General features: G+C 56.4%; 18 protein-coding genes and 1 tRNA gene. 16 read left to right on the forward strand and 3 right to left on the reverse strand.

Annotated features, from left to right (window positions below):
• Positions 1-69: 69 nt before the first annotated feature.
• On the forward strand, positions 70-309 hold the full coding sequence (locus HYE77_RS01900) for a sulfurtransferase TusA family protein (RefSeq protein WP_003211989.1): 240 nt from the start codon (positions 70-72) through the stop codon (positions 307-309).
• A 40-nt stretch (positions 310-349) separates the two neighbouring features.
• The gene (locus tag HYE77_RS01905) at positions 350-1420 is read left to right on the forward strand and encodes an AI-2E family transporter (RefSeq protein WP_003211986.1); all 1071 of its coding nucleotides are present in this window, start codon (positions 350-352) and stop codon (positions 1418-1420) included.
• 132 nt (positions 1421-1552) lie between these two features.
• Here HYE77_RS01905 and HYE77_RS01910 read toward each other — a convergent pair whose 3' ends face one another.
• Together HYE77_RS01910 and HYE77_RS01915 are read right to left on the reverse strand one after the other, a co-directional pair.
• Complete coding sequence (locus tag HYE77_RS01910) at positions 1553-2026, reverse strand: peroxiredoxin (protein WP_003211984.1); 474 nt, start codon at positions 2024-2026, stop codon at positions 1553-1555.
• Positions 2027-2036: 10 nt separating this feature from the next.
• The gene (locus tag HYE77_RS01915) at positions 2037-2597 is read right to left on the reverse strand and encodes a glycine cleavage system protein R (protein ID WP_003172487.1); all 561 of its coding nucleotides are present in this window, start codon (positions 2595-2597) and stop codon (positions 2037-2039) included.
• Positions 2598-2858: 261 nt separating this feature from the next.
• Here HYE77_RS01915 and dapA point away from each other — a divergent pair, with 261 nt between their 5' ends.
• The 14 genes from dapA (at position 2859) to HYE77_RS01985 (ending at position 13588) form a co-directional block, all read left to right on the forward strand.
• Complete coding sequence (gene dapA, locus HYE77_RS01920; protein ID WP_003211981.1) at positions 2859-3737, forward strand: 4-hydroxy-tetrahydrodipicolinate synthase; 879 nt, start codon at positions 2859-2861, stop codon at positions 3735-3737.
• Between the two features lie 17 nt (positions 3738-3754).
• On the forward strand, positions 3755-4870 hold the full coding sequence (gene bamC, locus HYE77_RS01925) for an outer membrane protein assembly factor BamC (protein WP_177019696.1): 1116 nt from the start codon (positions 3755-3757) through the stop codon (positions 4868-4870).
• Positions 4871-4874: 4 nt separating this feature from the next.
• Positions 4875-5633 (forward strand): MBL fold metallo-hydrolase, encoded by a 759-nt coding sequence (locus tag HYE77_RS01930; RefSeq protein ID WP_003211977.1) that lies wholly within the window; start codon positions 4875-4877, stop codon positions 5631-5633.
• Between the two features lie 28 nt (positions 5634-5661).
• A complete protein-coding gene (purC, locus tag HYE77_RS01935; protein ID WP_003211975.1) occupies positions 5662-6375 on the forward strand; it encodes a phosphoribosylaminoimidazolesuccinocarboxamide synthase in 714 nt (237 codons plus the stop codon).
• Positions 6376-6458: 83 nt separating this feature from the next.
• Positions 6459-6548: transfer RNA gene (locus tag HYE77_RS01940), tRNA-Ser, on the forward strand.
• A gap of 320 nt (positions 6549-6868) precedes the next feature.
• On the forward strand, positions 6869-7879 hold the full coding sequence (locus tag HYE77_RS01945) for a hypothetical protein (protein ID WP_177068333.1): 1011 nt from the start codon (positions 6869-6871) through the stop codon (positions 7877-7879).
• Positions 7880-8179: 300 nt separating this feature from the next.
• Positions 8180-9055 carry an abortive infection family protein gene (locus tag HYE77_RS01950; protein ID WP_256347092.1) on the forward strand — a complete coding sequence of 292 codons (876 nt, stop codon included), beginning with the start codon at positions 8180-8182 and terminating at the stop codon, positions 9053-9055.
• Complete coding sequence (locus tag HYE77_RS01955) at positions 9048-9941, forward strand: abortive infection family protein (RefSeq protein WP_177068334.1); 894 nt, start codon at positions 9048-9050, stop codon at positions 9939-9941. The genes HYE77_RS01950 and HYE77_RS01955 overlap by 8 nt, the downstream gene beginning before the upstream one ends.
• Before the next feature lie 277 nt (positions 9942-10218).
• Positions 10219-10614, forward strand: a complete 396-nt coding sequence (locus HYE77_RS01960) for a nucleotidyltransferase domain-containing protein (RefSeq protein WP_017479235.1) — start codon at positions 10219-10221, stop codon at positions 10612-10614.
• The gene (locus tag HYE77_RS01965; RefSeq protein WP_177068335.1) at positions 10604-11038 is read left to right on the forward strand and encodes a DUF86 domain-containing protein; all 435 of its coding nucleotides are present in this window, start codon (positions 10604-10606) and stop codon (positions 11036-11038) included. Before HYE77_RS01960 ends, HYE77_RS01965 begins: the two co-directional genes overlap by 11 nt.
• 76 nt (positions 11039-11114) lie before the next feature.
• A complete protein-coding gene (locus HYE77_RS01970) occupies positions 11115-11672 on the forward strand; it encodes a cytochrome b (protein WP_177068336.1) in 558 nt (185 codons plus the stop codon).
• Positions 11673-11715: 43 nt separating this feature from the next.
• The gene (locus HYE77_RS01975) at positions 11716-12267 is read left to right on the forward strand and encodes a tetratricopeptide repeat protein (protein WP_003211945.1); all 552 of its coding nucleotides are present in this window, start codon (positions 11716-11718) and stop codon (positions 12265-12267) included.
• A gap of 59 nt (positions 12268-12326) precedes the next feature.
• Entirely contained in the window at positions 12327-12824 is a 498-nt protein-coding gene (locus HYE77_RS01980; protein ID WP_003211943.1) for an RNA polymerase sigma factor, read from the forward strand.
• Positions 12821-13588, forward strand: a complete 768-nt coding sequence (locus HYE77_RS01985; protein WP_177068337.1) for an anti-sigma factor — start codon at positions 12821-12823, stop codon at positions 13586-13588. Before HYE77_RS01980 ends, HYE77_RS01985 begins: the two co-directional genes overlap by 4 nt.
• A 2-nt stretch (positions 13589-13590) precedes the next feature.
• Here the strand turns inward: HYE77_RS01985 and HYE77_RS01990 are convergent, their stop codons facing one another.
• Positions 13591-14619: an AraC family transcriptional regulator gene (locus HYE77_RS01990; protein ID WP_177068338.1), complete on the reverse strand. Its 1029-nt coding sequence runs from the start codon at positions 14617-14619 to the stop codon at positions 13591-13593.
• Between the last annotated feature and the right edge of the window lies 1 nt (position 14620).

Here is a 14620-nt window from a genome sequence, read left to right on the forward strand (position 1 = left end):
ACTGTAGCCGGACACTGAGCTTCGGACCAGATATTCTAAGCGCCCTCGACGCCCACCCGGAGTTAGACCATGACCGACGCTGTAGCCTTCGATGCCGAACTGGATGCCAGTGGCCTTAACTGCCCGCTGCCCTTGCTCAAGGCCAAGCTGGAGCTCAATCGGCTGGCCAGCGGCGCGGTGCTCAAGGTGATCGCCACGGACGCTGGCTCCCAGCGGGACTTTCGTACGTTTGCCAAGCTGGCCGGCCACACCCTGCTGCATGAAGAAGACGAAGCGGGCGTCTATCGTTACTGGTTGCGCAAGGCCTGAATCGCTTGAATATGCTGTCCTTATCGCCTGAGGTTTATTGATGTTCAAAGTGTTACGTGACTGGATTCAGCGCTACTTCTCCGACGAAGAAGCCGTGGTGCTGGCCGTCCTGCTGTTTCTTGCCTTTACGGCCGTGCTCACTTTGGGCGGCATGCTGGCGCCGGTACTGGCGGGGATGGTGCTGGCGTACCTGATGCAAGGCCTGGTCTCCATCCTGGAGCGTCTGCGCTTGCCGGGTGGGGCAGCGGTGGGTCTAGTGTTTGCCTTGTTCATGGGGCTGTTGCTGGTATTTATCGTGATCGTGGTGCCTTTGCTGTGGCACCAGTTGATCACCTTGTTCAACGAGCTACCGGGCATGCTCGCCAAGTGGCAGTCATTGCTGCTGCTGTTGCCTGAGCGCTATCCGCACCTGGTGTCGGACGAGCAGGTCCTGCAGGCCATTGAGGTGGCTCGCGGCGAAATCGGAAAGTTCGGACAGTGGGCGCTGACCTTTTCCCTTTCGAGCTTGCCGCTGCTGGTCAACATCATGATCTACCTGGTACTGGTGCCGATCCTGGTGTTTTTCTTCCTCAAGGACCGCGAGATGATCGGTCGCTGGGTGCGTGGCTATCTGCCCCGTGAGCGTGCGCTGATTACCCGGGTCGCCGAGGAAATGAACCGGCAGATTGCCAACTACATCCGCGGCAAGGTTATCGAGATTTTTATCTGCGGTGGCGTCACTTACATCGGTTTTGTCGCGCTGGGGCTTAACTACGCTGCCCTGTTGGCGCTGCTGGTGGGTGTTTCAGTGGTGGTGCCATACGTTGGCGCGGTGGTGGTGACGGTGCCGGTGATGTTGATCGCGCTGTTCCAGTGGGGCTGGAGTGATCAGTTCATCTACCTGATGGCGGTGTACGGCATCATCCAGGTGCTGGACGGCAACGTGCTGGTGCCGCTGCTGTTCTCCGAGGCGGTGAACCTGCATCCGGTGGCGATCATCTGTGCGGTGTTGTTGTTTGGCGGGTTGTGGGGCTTCTGGGGGGTGTTCTTTGCGATTCCCCTGGCGACGCTGTTCAAGGCGGTGCTGGATGCCTGGCCTCGGCAGGAGCCGGTGGTGGCGCCGTTACTCTGATATTTGTGGTGCCGGTGCAGGCCTCATCGCGGGCAAGCCCGGCTCCCACATTGACTGAGTTGTCCTGTCGAACAATGATCACAGGTGGGAGCTGGCTTGCCTGCGATAGCTATTTCAAAGCCAGCAGGTGAATCAAGCCTGGTTCAGCGCCTGTGCCGCTTCGAGCACTGCATCCACATGGCCTGGCACTTTCACACCGCGCCATTCCTGGCGCAATACGCCATTCTTGTCGATCAGGAAGGTACTGCGATCAACACCCAGGTATTCCTTGCCATACAGCTTCTTCAGCTTGATCACATCAAACAGCTGGCAAACCGCTTCGTCCTTGTCGCTGATCAGCTCAAAGGGGAATTCCTGCTTTGCCTTGAAGTTCTCGTGGGACTTCACGCTGTCCCGGGACACGCCAAACACCTCGGTGTTGGCCGCCTTGAACGCAGCATGCTGGTCACGGAAGCCCTGGCCTTCAGTGGTGCAGCCCGGGGTGCTGTCTTTCGGGTAGAAGTAGATCACCACTTGCTTGCCCTTGAGCCCGGCGAGGCTGAAGGTTTGCCCGCTGGTGGCCTGGGCTTCGAAGTCGGCTACCGGTTGGTCGATCACTACAGACATGAAGACTTCCTTACATAGGGTTCTGTGGGCGCCAAGGCTCGATCAGTGCGTCGAGGTTCAGGGCATCGGCGAAATCCAGAAACTGGTCGCGCAGCCAACTGATCTGCACGCCGGCCGGCAAGGTCACGGTAAAGGTGGCGTTGAGCATGGTGCCGCCGGTCTGCGGAGCCTGATAGGTGTCGCAGGTCAGGTTTTCCAGCTCGACGTTGTGGTCGATAAAGAACTGGCACAGCTCGTTGACGATGTCCGAGCGGTAGGCCGAACTGACATAGGCCACGTAGGGCAGGGCCTGCGGACGGTTTTCCAGGGCGGCGCTGCGCACCACGTTGACCGTGAAGTCATGCTTCTTCGCCAAACCCGGTAAACCGGTTTCAAGGCGGGCCAGGGCATCCCAGGTCCCGGAAATCTGCAGGACCAGCGCACTGCACTCGCCATGGCGGGTCAGGCGGGAGGTCACGACGGCGCAGCGGTTTTCATGGCTGGCGCGGCACAGGACGTTAGTCAGCTCCATGGGGTTGGCGCCAAGGGCACTGATGACAAGGAATTGTTCGCGGACTGTGGGGGTGGACATGCAGCCTTCCTAAAGCGATGAGCGGTCGATACGATGCAAGCGGTATCAATCAAAGGTTGAAGGGTAGCGAAAACCATCGCCAAGGGCTAGGAGGTGGCGTTTTCATTACGTAATCAGCTTCATCAAACCCCGCTTTGGCAGAATGATGGCGCTGCTGCGAACTAAGTTGATCCAGAACGCATCCTCAGGCGGTACTTCGCTTGTACAAGCATCTTGGCGCCAGTACCATTACCGCTCTCTTTTTCCGGCAGGAGCGGTTGCATGATTGCGGGCAGTATGGTGGCACTGGTCACACCCATGGATGCACAAGGTAATCTCGACTGGGACAGCCTGGGCAAACTGGTGGACTTCCACCTGCAAGAGGGCACCAACGCCATCGTGGCGGTCGGCACCACAGGTGAATCGGCCACACTGGATGTGGAAGAACACATCGAAGTGATCGAGTTCGTGGTCAAGCGCGTTGCAGGGCGCATTGCTGTCATCGCCGGCACGGGCGCCAATTCGACCCGCGAAGCGATCGAATTGACCAGCAACGCCAAGAAAGCCGGCGCCGATGCCTGCCTGCTGGTGACGCCGTACTACAACAAGCCGACCCAGGAAGGCCTGTACCTGCACTTCCGCGCCGTTGCCGAAGCGGTCGATATCCCGCAGATCCTCTACAACGTACCCGGTCGTACCGCCTGCGACATGAAGGCCGAGACCGTGATCCGCCTGTCCACCGTACCGAACATCATCGGTATCAAGGAAGCCACCGGTGACCTGCAGCGCGCCAAGGACATCCTGGCCGGCGTCAGCAGCGACTTCCTGGTGTACTCCGGTGACGACGCCACGGCGGTCGAGCTGATCCTGCTGGGCGGCAAAGGCAACATCTCGGTGACTGCCAACGTTGCACCGCGCGCCATGAGCGAGCTGTGTGCCGCGGCCATCGCCGGTGATGCGGTCAAGGCCCGGGCGATCCACGAACAACTGGCACCGCTCAACAAAACCCTGTTTATCGAATCCAACCCTATCCCCGTGAAATGGGCGCTGCATGAGATGGGCCTGATGCCGGACGGTATCCGTCTGCCGCTCACCTGGCTCAGCGAAGCCTGTCACGAACCGCTGCGACAGGCCCTGCGCCAGTCCGGCGTCCTGGTTTAATTGAGGAAGCACTACGCATGAAGCGATTGGCCGGACTTTCCGCACTTGCCTTGATTATCTCCAGCACCAGTGGCTGCGGTTGGATCTGGGGCCCGGAAGGCTACTTCCGCGACCGCGGTAGCGATTACCTGGAAGCCCAACAAACCGCCCCGATGAAATTGCCGCCGGACGTCAATGTCGCCAAGCGCCTTGACCCGTTGCTGCCGATTCCGCGCAACGTGGCCGACGACACCGTCAAGGGTGAATACGAAGTGCCGCGTCCACAGCCGTTGTCGGCCGTGGCCGACGCCAGCGACTACAGCCTGCAGAAGAGCGGCGACACCCGTTGGGTCATGGCCCAGCGCCCACCTGCCGAAGTCTGGCCGGTGGCGGTCCAGTTCTTCCAGGACAACGGTTTCCGCATTGACGAACAACGCCCGCAGACCGGTGAGTTCACCACCGCGTGGCAGCACACCAGCGAACTGTCGGCATCCATGGCCAAGCGCCTGCAGGCCGGTGGTGTAGCCAATGACAGCGAAGCCCGCATCCGCGTGCGTATCGAGCCAGGCGTGCAACGCAACACCAGTGAAGTCTACGTAGTCAGCGCCGAGCGTCCTGCCGGCAGCACCGCCAACGTCGATTTCACCCCACGTTCGGTCAACACCGGCGTGGACGCTGCCCTGGTCGACGAAATGCTCGCCAGCATGAGCCGTATCTCCGAGAAGGGCGGTTCCGTCTCCCTGCTCGCCGCCGGTAGCTTTGACACACCTAGCCGCGTCAGCCTCAGCGAAGACGGCAGCGGCAACGTGGTGCTCAACCTGGGTGAAGACCTGGATCGCGCCTGGTCGAGTGTCGGCCGCGCGCTGGAGCACGGCGAATGGCGCGTTGAAGACATCAACCGCAGCCTGGGCCTGTACTACATCAACCTGGCCGAAAAAGCCGAGAAGAAAGACGACGAGCCAGGTTTCTTCAGCAAGTTGTTCGGCAGCAAGCCGACCAAGGAAGAGATCGAGACCCGCGCCGAGCGTTACCAGGTTCGTTTGAGCAAGGTAGGCGAAAGCGTGCAAGTCACCGTCGAGAAAAACATCAACACCGTGGCGCCGGCAGAAGTGGCGCGCAAAGTGTTGGGCGTGATTCAGGACAACCTGGGCTGATCCGATGCGTTTTGCCGTTCTCGGCAGCGGTAGCCAAGGGAACGGCACGCTTGTAGCCCACGACGACACGTACGTCCTGGTGGATTGTGGTTTCTCCCTGCGGGAAACCGAGCGGCGTCTGCTGCGCCTGGGGGTTCACCCCGCGCAGTTGAGCGCGATTCTGGTGACCCACGAACATGCCGACCACGTGCATGGCGTGGGTTTGCTGTCTCGGCGCTACAATCTTCCGGTGTACCTGAGTCGCGGCACCTTGCGCGGGATGCGCAAACCGATTGAACCCGCAGGTTTGCTGGCCGGTGGCGAACAATTGCAGATCGGTGCCTTGAGCATCGATGTGATTGAAGTGGCCCACGATGCCCAGGAACCGACGCAATACGTATTCAGCGACGGTGAACGGCGTTTTGGCCTGCTCACCGACCTGGGTTCGTACTGCGCCAAGGTGCTGGACGGTTACCGGGACCTCGACGCATTGATGATCGAGTCCAACCACTGCCGTGACCTGCTTGCGCGTGGCCACTACCCGGCCTTTCTCAAGCAGCGGGTCGGCGGGCAGTTTGGACATTTGAATAACCACCAGGCGGCGTACCTGGTGTATGAGTTGGGCTGGCAAGACCTGCAACACCTGGTCCTGGCCCACCTGAGCAGCAAGAACAACCTGCCGCAGCTGGCCCGGCAATGTTTTGTCGACACCCTTGGGTGCGACCCGGACTGGCTGCAACTGGCCGATCAAGATTCAGGGCTCGACTGGCGACACATCGCCTAGCCCACCTACTTAGCAAGCGGAGCCCATCATGGAAAAACGTGAAGAACTCTACCGCGGCAAAGCCAAATCGGTTTACAAGACCGACGACGCCAACCGCTTGATCCTGCTGTTTCGCAACGACACCTCGGCGTTCGACGGCAAGCGCATCGAACAGCTCGACCGCAAAGGCATGGTGAACAACAAGTTCAACGCCTTCATCATGCAGAAACTCGAAGCGGCCGGCATTCCGACCCAATTCGACAAACTGCTGGGCGACAACGAATGCCTGGTGAAAAAACTCGACATGATCCCGGTCGAGTGCGTCGTGCGTAACTATGCGGCCGGCAGCCTGGTGAAGCGTTTGGGCGTGGAGGAGGGCCTCAAGCTCAACCCCTACACCTTCGAGCTGTTCCTGAAAGACGACGCCAAGGGTGACCCGTTCATCAACGAATCCCACGTGGTGGCATTTGGTTGGGGCACCGCTGAGCAACTGGCTCGCATGAAGGAGCTGTCGCTGAAGGTCAACGACGTCCTGAGCAAACTGTTCGACGACGCCGGCCTGCTGCTGGTGGACTTCAAACTGGAATTCGGCGTGTTCCACGACGGCTCCATCGTCCTGGGCGACGAATTCAGCCCGGACGGCTGCCGCCTGTGGGACAAAGACACTCGCAAGAAGATGGACAAAGACCGCTTCCGCCAGGGCCTCGGTGACGTCATCGAAGCCTACGAAGAAGTCGCCAATCGTCTCGGCGTACCGCTGTAACCGACGCAAGCATCTGATAGCACGGAAAAAAATCGCTTTGGCGCTTTGCTTCCAGGAAACAGGCTGTTATGATGCGCGCCGTTGGAGAGATGCCAGAGTGGCCGAATGGGACGGATTCGAAATCCGTTGTACCTTCACCGGTACCTAGGGTTCGAATCCCTATCTCTCCGCCATATTAAAAACCCTTATAAATCAATAGTTTATAAGGGTTTGGTAAAGCGAGCTTGTACCAGCGCTTTGTACTAAAAAAATAGCCCTGATCTTCGGATTGGGGCTTTTTTTTGCTTGAAATTTGACCAGTCCCAATGCCTAGGATGCATCAATAATAGACTTCTCGGGGGAGTTTGCTGAAGGCGTTGATTGCTGAGGGTTCAATTCCCGTGATGATGGTTAGCCGATAAGATGCCGATCATCCTTTTGTAAGAGCACACACCAATCCTGTAAGGTCCTGTACCGACTAGATCGTTTTTGGAATGGATACCCTAAGTACATTATGAAAATCTGGGCTTGTGCAAAAAATTCTAATGGATTCATTAACCGCGAAGATGGCCGATATAAGCTTTTTTTTATCTGGCAAGCTTTAAAGCTGAAGCGTGAGAATTACCATTTTTATGAGTCGTTATCGTTCTACAGCACTCATGCACGCGAGCATAAGCGTAAGCCAATGGTTGCGGTAAAAAACGGTTGGTTCAGATACAAAAACCTTGATAAACCTTCAGGTGGAAGCACAAGCAGCGATGGAGAATCGATTTCGCATGCTTTTGTAATTGCTGCCTTATCGCAACTCGAAACTATCAGTTTTGTGTTTGGCAACCAAGTGGTGCCCTTCAAGTTCACAAGGCTTGTGGCTGACGAAGCAGAGCTTCGTTTTGGTAATGGGCGCACTTATTACCCGGACCTTTACGGCGAGTTTACAGAGGACAATCCGTTCTATAAAAAATGGGGTGGGAAGGTCGCCATTGAGGTTTGGGTGGAGCACCAGTGTGAACGTCCTAAAATTGATGATTTCGAGGCGCACTGCGTACCCATCATTGAAGTCAAGGTGGGACCAGGTTTGAGGGTCGAACAACATATACGCCAAGATGATCTTGAAGGTAGTCTTGAGAGACGATTTGCTAAGACTAAAGAACTACTTTCTGAGAAGGTCTACGCGAAGATTGTTTCTGATCCTGTCAGCACTAAATTCCATCGTGAATTTGCCGCTGACCAAGCTGAAAAGTTGAAGGCTACAGAGGCTAATCGACAACGTGATTGTGCGCTTCTCTATCAGAAAATCACTGCAAAGGATGAAGAGCTTAAAGCCACGCACAGTAGGCTCGTAAAAGCCCACAGTCTTTGGCAGAACTCAAGCGACCAATTCAATAAGCTAAAGGGTCAATCTATCGACCTGAAAGCGGCACTGGATGGCAAAGAGCTGGAATTGCAGCAAGCTCACAATCAGCTAGTCGCGGAGAAAAAGAAGGGCTTTTGGCATTGGATGAAAGGGCGGTTTAGCCGCAACTGACATGGGTAGGTGCAGTTAGGGGGCAGCGTATCGCACTGGTCGTTTGTCGGACGGTCCTTTCGGGGAGCCTTTGGATAGTGACATTGTGGCGATGGTCATCGGGGCTGACTTTTGTTGCAAGGAGTACAGCTCGCGCCTAGGCAACTAGCCTATTTTGCTGGCTCACTACCCCCTCAATGCAAGCATTGAGGTTGGATAGTGGGAAGACATTGAGCTGTGGGGTATCGTCTTTCACAACCTCCATCGTGTCTCTCGTTGACTAGGTATCACATGACTACTAGAAAGGAAGCTCTACAACGCATGTCCCAGCAGGTTCTTGAAACCCGGAGTGAGGTCCGTACTGGGCTTGAAATTGTTGAGAAAGAATTGCGCGAAGCTCTGAATGGATTGAGCCTATACGTCACAGGTAAGAAAATTGTGTTGGGCATGGTCGATGAAGATGATTGGGAATACGCCAAATTGAATTTTGATGGAAGTAATCTTCGCGTTCTAACTTCTACCACTCATGAAGACGGACACAATTATGGGACAGCTCGCGAAGGAGAAATGACTGTCCACTATATTGGCGATTTTAAAGATGATGAGAAATTAACCAAAGTAGCTTCAAGAGATTCAATTAATTCGCTCTGGATTGCCGTTGAAGAAGCCGTTTCTGAAATGCTTGGTGAGGCTAAAGGCTCTGCTCGGCTTCTGTCAGAATTCTCAGACATTCAAAGCGAGAGCATTCATAAAGATTTATCTGATTTGATGAATGGCAATTACTTTGAAAAGCAGTGGGTGAAAGCACGCTTGGCAATTGACACGGATGCAAGCGACTCCCTAACGCGCACAACCCAGTTTCTTGAATCTGTTTGCCGCCATTACCTCGAAAAAAGGAAAATTCCTTTAGGCAACAAAAAAACAATTACCGATTTCATAAATGCTGTCGTTGCAGATTTTCCGCCGTTAAAGTTTCCCAATGGCGAAGACCATACAGCAGATATTAAAGCCTTTTTTGGTGGGGTTAAGGGCATATCACAAAGTGCCGGTGCATTAAGAACACATTTGGGTACAGCGCATGGTGGTGACAAAACCGCCAATGCTGATGAGGCACGTCTGTCCAACAATCTTGCTGGTGCAGTGGCAATCTACATTCTGGAAAAGCTGAAAGATCTGATGGTTTCAGAAAATGAGTGAAGATGGATTTTTAGAGCTGGCCGCTCGATCAGCAAAAGTAAAAAACGAGAACCTGCAATTGCTGCATGGATTGAGAGCTTTCGAGCAAAAGCTACTCGATTTGGTCGAAGGTCTTGGGTGTGGTGGCAACAGTGAAACCATTGCCTTTGATGAAATTCTTGACCATGAAGGAGACCCCATTGGGCACACACTGTGCTATCTCGCATTCACTGGTCGAGAGCTGAAGATTTGCTGGAAAGAGGCGCCTCGGCCAAGCGATTTTGATTACTGGAATTACTGCTCGTTGGAGGAAGCTGGTACTGACATGCAAAGACGTGTCAGTGACCACAAGGTTCTAAATTCACTGGTAGCTGATTTGCTGGTGAACCTTGAGCGGGAGTACCTGAAAACTGCCTCTGCGGTTCAGTCCCTTTCTCAATTTGTGACTGTTGAGAAAACCGAAATTGATGCAGACCTCGATGGACTTTTTAGCGGCAATACCATGCTGCTGGACTCATGGTTGAAGGCTAGGGGATGCGTCCTGACTGATCCAGAGCTTTCCATCACGTTGAGCTGTAGCCACATCGAAACTGTGCTGAAAGGGTGCCTCAGGTCACTAGGTGAAAGTGGTTACGAGAAAGAGGCTGTGGAACGGCTTTCCACTCTCACTATGAAAGCGTTGAAGGCATCAGGGGCTATTGATGAAAACACCTCTCAGATGTTGCGAGGTACAGCTACGATTTTCCAATGTGTAGGGGCTTCTAGGAACGATAAAAGCGTCTCCCATGGTAAGAGCGCCGGTTATGTGCCGCCATCATCGAACCTCGCACAGACCATCAACCATCTTGCCGGTGTTGCCTCCGTCTTTGTGATGAAGCAGACCGACCTTGTATTGAAGGGCAGATGATGTGGCCGACTTCTGTTTGGTTTGAGACGCGCATTTTTCCAATACAGATACTGTTTTGTACCACCATTTTGCACCAAAACTCAGCTGTAGCCCTTATGGCGCTTGTGTTTTGGGCGCGCGCGGGGCATTTAGCAGAGTGTCCCTATCTCTCCGCCATTATTGAAAAATGAAAAACCCCCGATAACTTCAATGTTGTCGGGGTTTTTTTGCTTTCAGTCAGAAACTGCATAATGGATTCTGCTACGGTCTTCGTTAATTGGCGCTTCGGACATCAGTCATGAATTTTAAAAAAGTACTGGCGCGTTTGCAGGCTGAAGTTCCCGAACTATTGGCTGTGTATGTGTTCGGTAGCCAAGTGACGGGTGAGGCAGGTAGTGAGAGTGATCTGGATGTTGCGGTCCTTTCTGCGGGAGTGGTCGAGCCTTTATTGCTATGGCAGCTCTCCGGGGAGTTGGCCGATATCGTTGGAGTTCCCGTCGACTTGCTTGATTTGCGCGCAGCCTCAACGGTAATGCAATACCAAGTATTGACCACTGGGCGTCGGCTCTGGTCCGGGAACGTCCAGGCGGGTTTATTCGAGAGCTACGTCCTGAGCGAAAAAACCGCGCTGGACACGGCAAGGGCTGAGTTGTTGGCGGATATCCAGAAGGAAGGGAAAGTTTATGGTCGATGATGTTCTCATCAATAAAGCAGCCAGCATTGAGCGGTACGTTGCGCGCGCCCGTCAGGAATACGATAAAGATCCCACCAGCTTCGCCACAGATTTCACGCGCCAGGATGCGGCGATTTTGAATATTCAGCGTGCCTGTGAGGCAGCGCTGGATATGGGCCAGCACTTGATTCGTCGTGAGCGCCTGGGCGTTCCACAAGGCGCTCGTGACGTGTTTGAGTTGTTATGCCAGGGCGGTTGGGTCAATCCTGCGTTGCTGACCAACCTGAAGAACATGGTCGGGTTCCGTAACATTGCTGTTCACGAGTACCAGACGCTTCAACTGCCGATTACCGTAGCGATCATCACAAAACACCTGGGGGAGTTTCTAGCATTTAGTTCGCATATTTTGACCAAGGATGCGGGGTTGGAAAATAAACAGGTCTAATCTGTGAATTTTACTCTCCCTCTGAATAAGTTTTCCTGCTGCGGTGTTCACCACACAGCCCCCCCAGGAAACGCCCATGAACAGCCCCGCCGACCGCTACGACCGCCTGACCCGCACCTTCCACTGGCTGACCGCCGCGTTGGTGATCTTCATGTTCGCCAGCGCCCATATCTGGGAAAACCTGGAAAAAGGCACGCCGCTGCGCAAGGGCCTGCAATCCGTCCATATCTCCCTCGGCATCGCCATGGCAGTGCTGATCGCTGCACGTATCCTCTGGCGTCTGTTCGGCGGCAATCACCCAAAGGCCGACAATCACCCTGCGCTTAACGTGGCCGCCAAAATCGCCCACGGCTGTCTATACCTGTTGTTACTGACGCAGGTGACCCTGGGCTTCCTGTTCCGCTGGGCCCAAGGCGAGCCCTTCAACTTTTTCGGACTGTTCCCGGTGCCAGCGCCTTTTGTGATCGATCACGAATTGCGAGGCACTCTGGGTGGCCTGCACAACAATGTCGCCTGGGCGATCATCGTACTCGCCGGGCTGCATGCCTGCGCCGCGCTGTGGCATCACTACATCCAGCGCGACAGCACGTTGCGCCGCATGCTGCCGGCCCCTCGTGGCGATCTTCCCTACTGAGTTTGCTGCTGTACTTTCCCTATCGTTACGGAGCATGAATGCCATGAAGAATCGTCCCGAGCACGCCGTTGGTTACCGCACCGCTTTGTTCTTTGGCGCCTGTATGGCCGCCGCGCTATTGGCCGGCCAGGCCCATGCCTCCGGTGACGAATCGGCGCCGCCCAAGCCCAACTGCCCCAAAGGCCAGGTCTGGGATACCAAGACCGGCAAGTGCGTGCTGCAAACCAGCAAGGCCACGTCGGACGCCGACCGCACCGACTACGCCTATCGCCTGGCCAAGGACGGGCGTTATGAAGAAGCCTTGTCACTGCTCGACACCCTGCACAACCCGAACACCGCCAAGGCCCTGAACTACCGCGGCTACGCCACCCGCAAACTGGGGCGCACCGATGAAGGCATCAGCTACTACCTGAAGTCCGTGGCACTGGACCCCAACTACGCACAAGTCCGTGAGTACCTGGGGGAGGCCTACGTCATCAAGGGCCGTGTGGACCTGGCCCAGGAGCAACTGGTGAAGATCAAGGCGTTGTGCAGCACCACCTGCGAAGAGTACGAAGACCTGGCTGAAGCCATCGCCGCCGCGCCTCAGGCTTGAAGCTGTGAGCGAACAGCCGGGAGATTGCCATCACCACAGACGCTGAGTTGCGCCGAGAGTTGAGCCAGCTGTTGCCACGTTTATGGCGATACGGGCTGGTGCTGTCGCGACAAAAGCATGTGGCTGATGACCTGGTGCAAGCCACCTGCGTGCGGGCGTTGGAGCGTGCAGGCCAGTTCGTGGCTGGCACGCGGCTGGACCGCTGGTTGCTGACGATCATGCATTCGATCTGGCTTAACGAATTGCGCGCCCAGCGAGTACGGCAAGGGCAGGGGTTTGTCGACGCCGAGCAGGCGTTGTCGTTCGACGGTGAAGCCCTGGCTCAGGACCAGGTCCTGGCCGCGCAGGTGATCAAGCGCGTCAATGCATTACCCGAAGCGCAGCGGGAGACTGTTTTTCTGGCCTACGTCGAAGGCCTCTCATACAAGGAAATTGCCGAAGTCCTGCATATTCCCGTAGGAACGGTGATGAGCCGGTTGGCCGCTGCACGCATGAAGCTGGCTGAAACTGCGCACTCAAGCGGCTTGTTGGATAAATCGAGCGGAGAACGACGATGACTCAAAATACACCACCGTCGGATGAACTGCTGGTGGCTTACCTGGACGGTGAGTTAGACCCTCAGCAGCGTCAGGTTATCGATAACCTGCTGGGGATCGATCATGCCGTGACGGCCCGCTTGGAGCTGCTCAAGCGCGGCCACTTGCCGTTCAAATCAGCCTTCGATTCGGTTCTCGATCAAGCCCCTACAGAGCGTTTGCAGGTGATGCTCGATGCCTTGCCGCCGGCACAAACACCCACCCTGAGTCGACGCAAATTTCTCGCGGTAGCAGCAAGCTTTGCGGTGGCCGGTGTGGTCGCTGATCGATTGTTCATGACCTGGCCCCGGCCTGAGCCCGGTTCGGGCTGGCGTGCCTCGGTGGCCGAATACATGGCGCTGTATACGCCCCAGACCCTGGAAAACCTCAGCGCCGATCCCGACTCCCATATCGCCCAGCTGAGTTCGGTCGGGACCCAGCTCGGCCTGCCGTTGAACCCGGATGCAGTACACCTGCCTGGCGCCGAATTTCGCCGCGCACAAATCCTCGATTATGACGGCGTACTGATCGGCCAACTGACCTACCTCGACGCGCGCCACGGCCCGCTGGCGCTGTGCATTACGGCGGCGAAAAAAGGTGCGGTGGCCATGGCCACCGAGCAGCGCCGGGGCATGAACGTGGTGTTTTGGTCCAGCCCGTCCCATGCGTTCATGTTGATTGGCAGAAACCCGTTCGAGGATTTGCAGATCATGGCGCGCAGTGCCGAGAAGGCTTTGTCGGCATAGCGTCAATGAGACGATGAGGGCGTCTGCAACGCCCGCCACCGAGCCGGCGTCGTCCCCTCCCAGGAACGAAACGCACGATAAAACGAGTTGGTATCTTCATAGCCCACCAGGCACGCGATCTCGTCTATCTCAATCGACGGCTCGGTGAGCAGATGCCGCACCACTTCCTGGCGGGTTTCCAGCATCAGTTGCCTGAAACTGGTGCCGGCCTCGGTAATGCGCCGTTGCAACGTGCGTTCGCTCATGCCCAGCTCCCGCGCTACCTCGACCATCTCGGGGCGGCCACTGGCCAGGAAGCGCTTGAGGGTGATCTTGACCTGATGGCTGATGCTGGCCGGTGTCGAGGCCTCCGCAAGCGCTGCCACCAGGCCCGGGTTCAGCATTTCGAGCATTTGCGGGTTGTACCCCGGAAAAGGTCGGTCCAGATCGGCGGCGTCCAGTATCAGCGCGTTGCGCCCGGCACCAAAACGCACGGAGCAACCGAAAAACTCGGCCAGTGCACGGCTGCCATCGTCCGGGCGAGCCAGTTCGACCTGCAGGGGAGTGATCTGCGTCCGTGCTCCCCGTCGCCCCAATTCAACAAACGTCGCAAACGCCGCATCCACCAGCAGCGCAGGCGGTAATTCTGGCGTGTGCAACCAGTCGATGGTCACCGTACAGGCACGGCCATCCTCGCAAACCAGCAGGCGCTCGGGTGTGCACAATTGCTTGAAGCGGGCGAGGCGGTGCAGGCCATCCCGATAATCCCGGGCGATAAAAGCGGCAAAGCTGGAGGGTGGAAGCGCGGTGATATCCAGCCGCGTCACCAGTAATATCCCGACAGCCGGATCAGGATTAAGTATGCGCACCGCCTCCCACAAGCGAAAGAACTCCAGCGTCGTCACCTGCCGCCGGTCTCGCCGCTCGCGGATATGCAGGGTCATGGGCAAGCGTGCCTGACGCAACACCACCGACGGCTCCAGCCCGACGCTCTGCAGCGCCAGCCAGAACACATCCGGTATGTTGAAACGGGGTTGGGTCACGTCAGGCATG

This window comes from Pseudomonas sp. IPO3774, assembly GCF_013386835.1.
GTDB lineage: Bacteria > Pseudomonadota > Gammaproteobacteria > Pseudomonadales > Pseudomonadaceae > Aquipseudomonas.

What these genes read in the sequence shown, in the direction of transcription:
- HYE77_RS01910 (WP_003211984.1), bottom strand. Translation starts at nt 2,026, where the DNA reads ATGTCTGTAGTGATCGACCAACCGGTAGCCGACTTCGAAGCCCAGGCC.
- HYE77_RS01945 (WP_177068333.1), top strand. Translation starts at nt 6,869, where the DNA reads ATGAAAATCTGGGCTTGTGCAAAAAATTCTAATGGATTCATTAACCGC.
- HYE77_RS01965 (WP_177068335.1), top strand. Translation starts at nt 10,604, where the DNA reads ATGGTCGATGATGTTCTCATCAATAAAGCAGCCAGCATTGAGCGGTAC.
- HYE77_RS01930 (WP_003211977.1), top strand. Translation starts at nt 4,875, where the DNA reads ATGCGTTTTGCCGTTCTCGGCAGCGGTAGCCAAGGGAACGGCACGCTT.
- HYE77_RS01905 (WP_003211986.1), top strand. Translation starts at nt 350, where the DNA reads ATGTTCAAAGTGTTACGTGACTGGATTCAGCGCTACTTCTCCGACGAA.
- bamC (WP_177019696.1), top strand. Translation starts at nt 3,755, where the DNA reads ATGAAGCGATTGGCCGGACTTTCCGCACTTGCCTTGATTATCTCCAGC.
- HYE77_RS01915 (WP_003172487.1), bottom strand. Translation starts at nt 2,597, where the DNA reads ATGTCCACCCCCACAGTCCGCGAACAATTCCTTGTCATCAGTGCCCTT.
- HYE77_RS01990 (WP_177068338.1), bottom strand. Translation starts at nt 14,619, where the DNA reads ATGCCTGACGTGACCCAACCCCGTTTCAACATACCGGATGTGTTCTGG.
- HYE77_RS01985 (WP_177068337.1), top strand. Translation starts at nt 12,821, where the DNA reads ATGACTCAAAATACACCACCGTCGGATGAACTGCTGGTGGCTTACCTG.
- HYE77_RS01950 (WP_256347092.1), top strand. Translation starts at nt 8,180, where the DNA reads ATGTCCCAGCAGGTTCTTGAAACCCGGAGTGAGGTCCGTACTGGGCTT.
- HYE77_RS01900 (WP_003211989.1), top strand. Translation starts at nt 70, where the DNA reads ATGACCGACGCTGTAGCCTTCGATGCCGAACTGGATGCCAGTGGCCTT.
- HYE77_RS01960 (WP_017479235.1), top strand. Translation starts at nt 10,219, where the DNA reads ATGAATTTTAAAAAAGTACTGGCGCGTTTGCAGGCTGAAGTTCCCGAA.
- HYE77_RS01955 (WP_177068334.1), top strand. Translation starts at nt 9,048, where the DNA reads ATGAGTGAAGATGGATTTTTAGAGCTGGCCGCTCGATCAGCAAAAGTA.
- HYE77_RS01970 (WP_177068336.1), top strand. Translation starts at nt 11,115, where the DNA reads ATGAACAGCCCCGCCGACCGCTACGACCGCCTGACCCGCACCTTCCAC.
- purC (WP_003211975.1), top strand. Translation starts at nt 5,662, where the DNA reads ATGGAAAAACGTGAAGAACTCTACCGCGGCAAAGCCAAATCGGTTTAC.
- HYE77_RS01975 (WP_003211945.1), top strand. Translation starts at nt 11,716, where the DNA reads ATGAAGAATCGTCCCGAGCACGCCGTTGGTTACCGCACCGCTTTGTTC.
- dapA (WP_003211981.1), top strand. Translation starts at nt 2,859, where the DNA reads ATGATTGCGGGCAGTATGGTGGCACTGGTCACACCCATGGATGCACAA.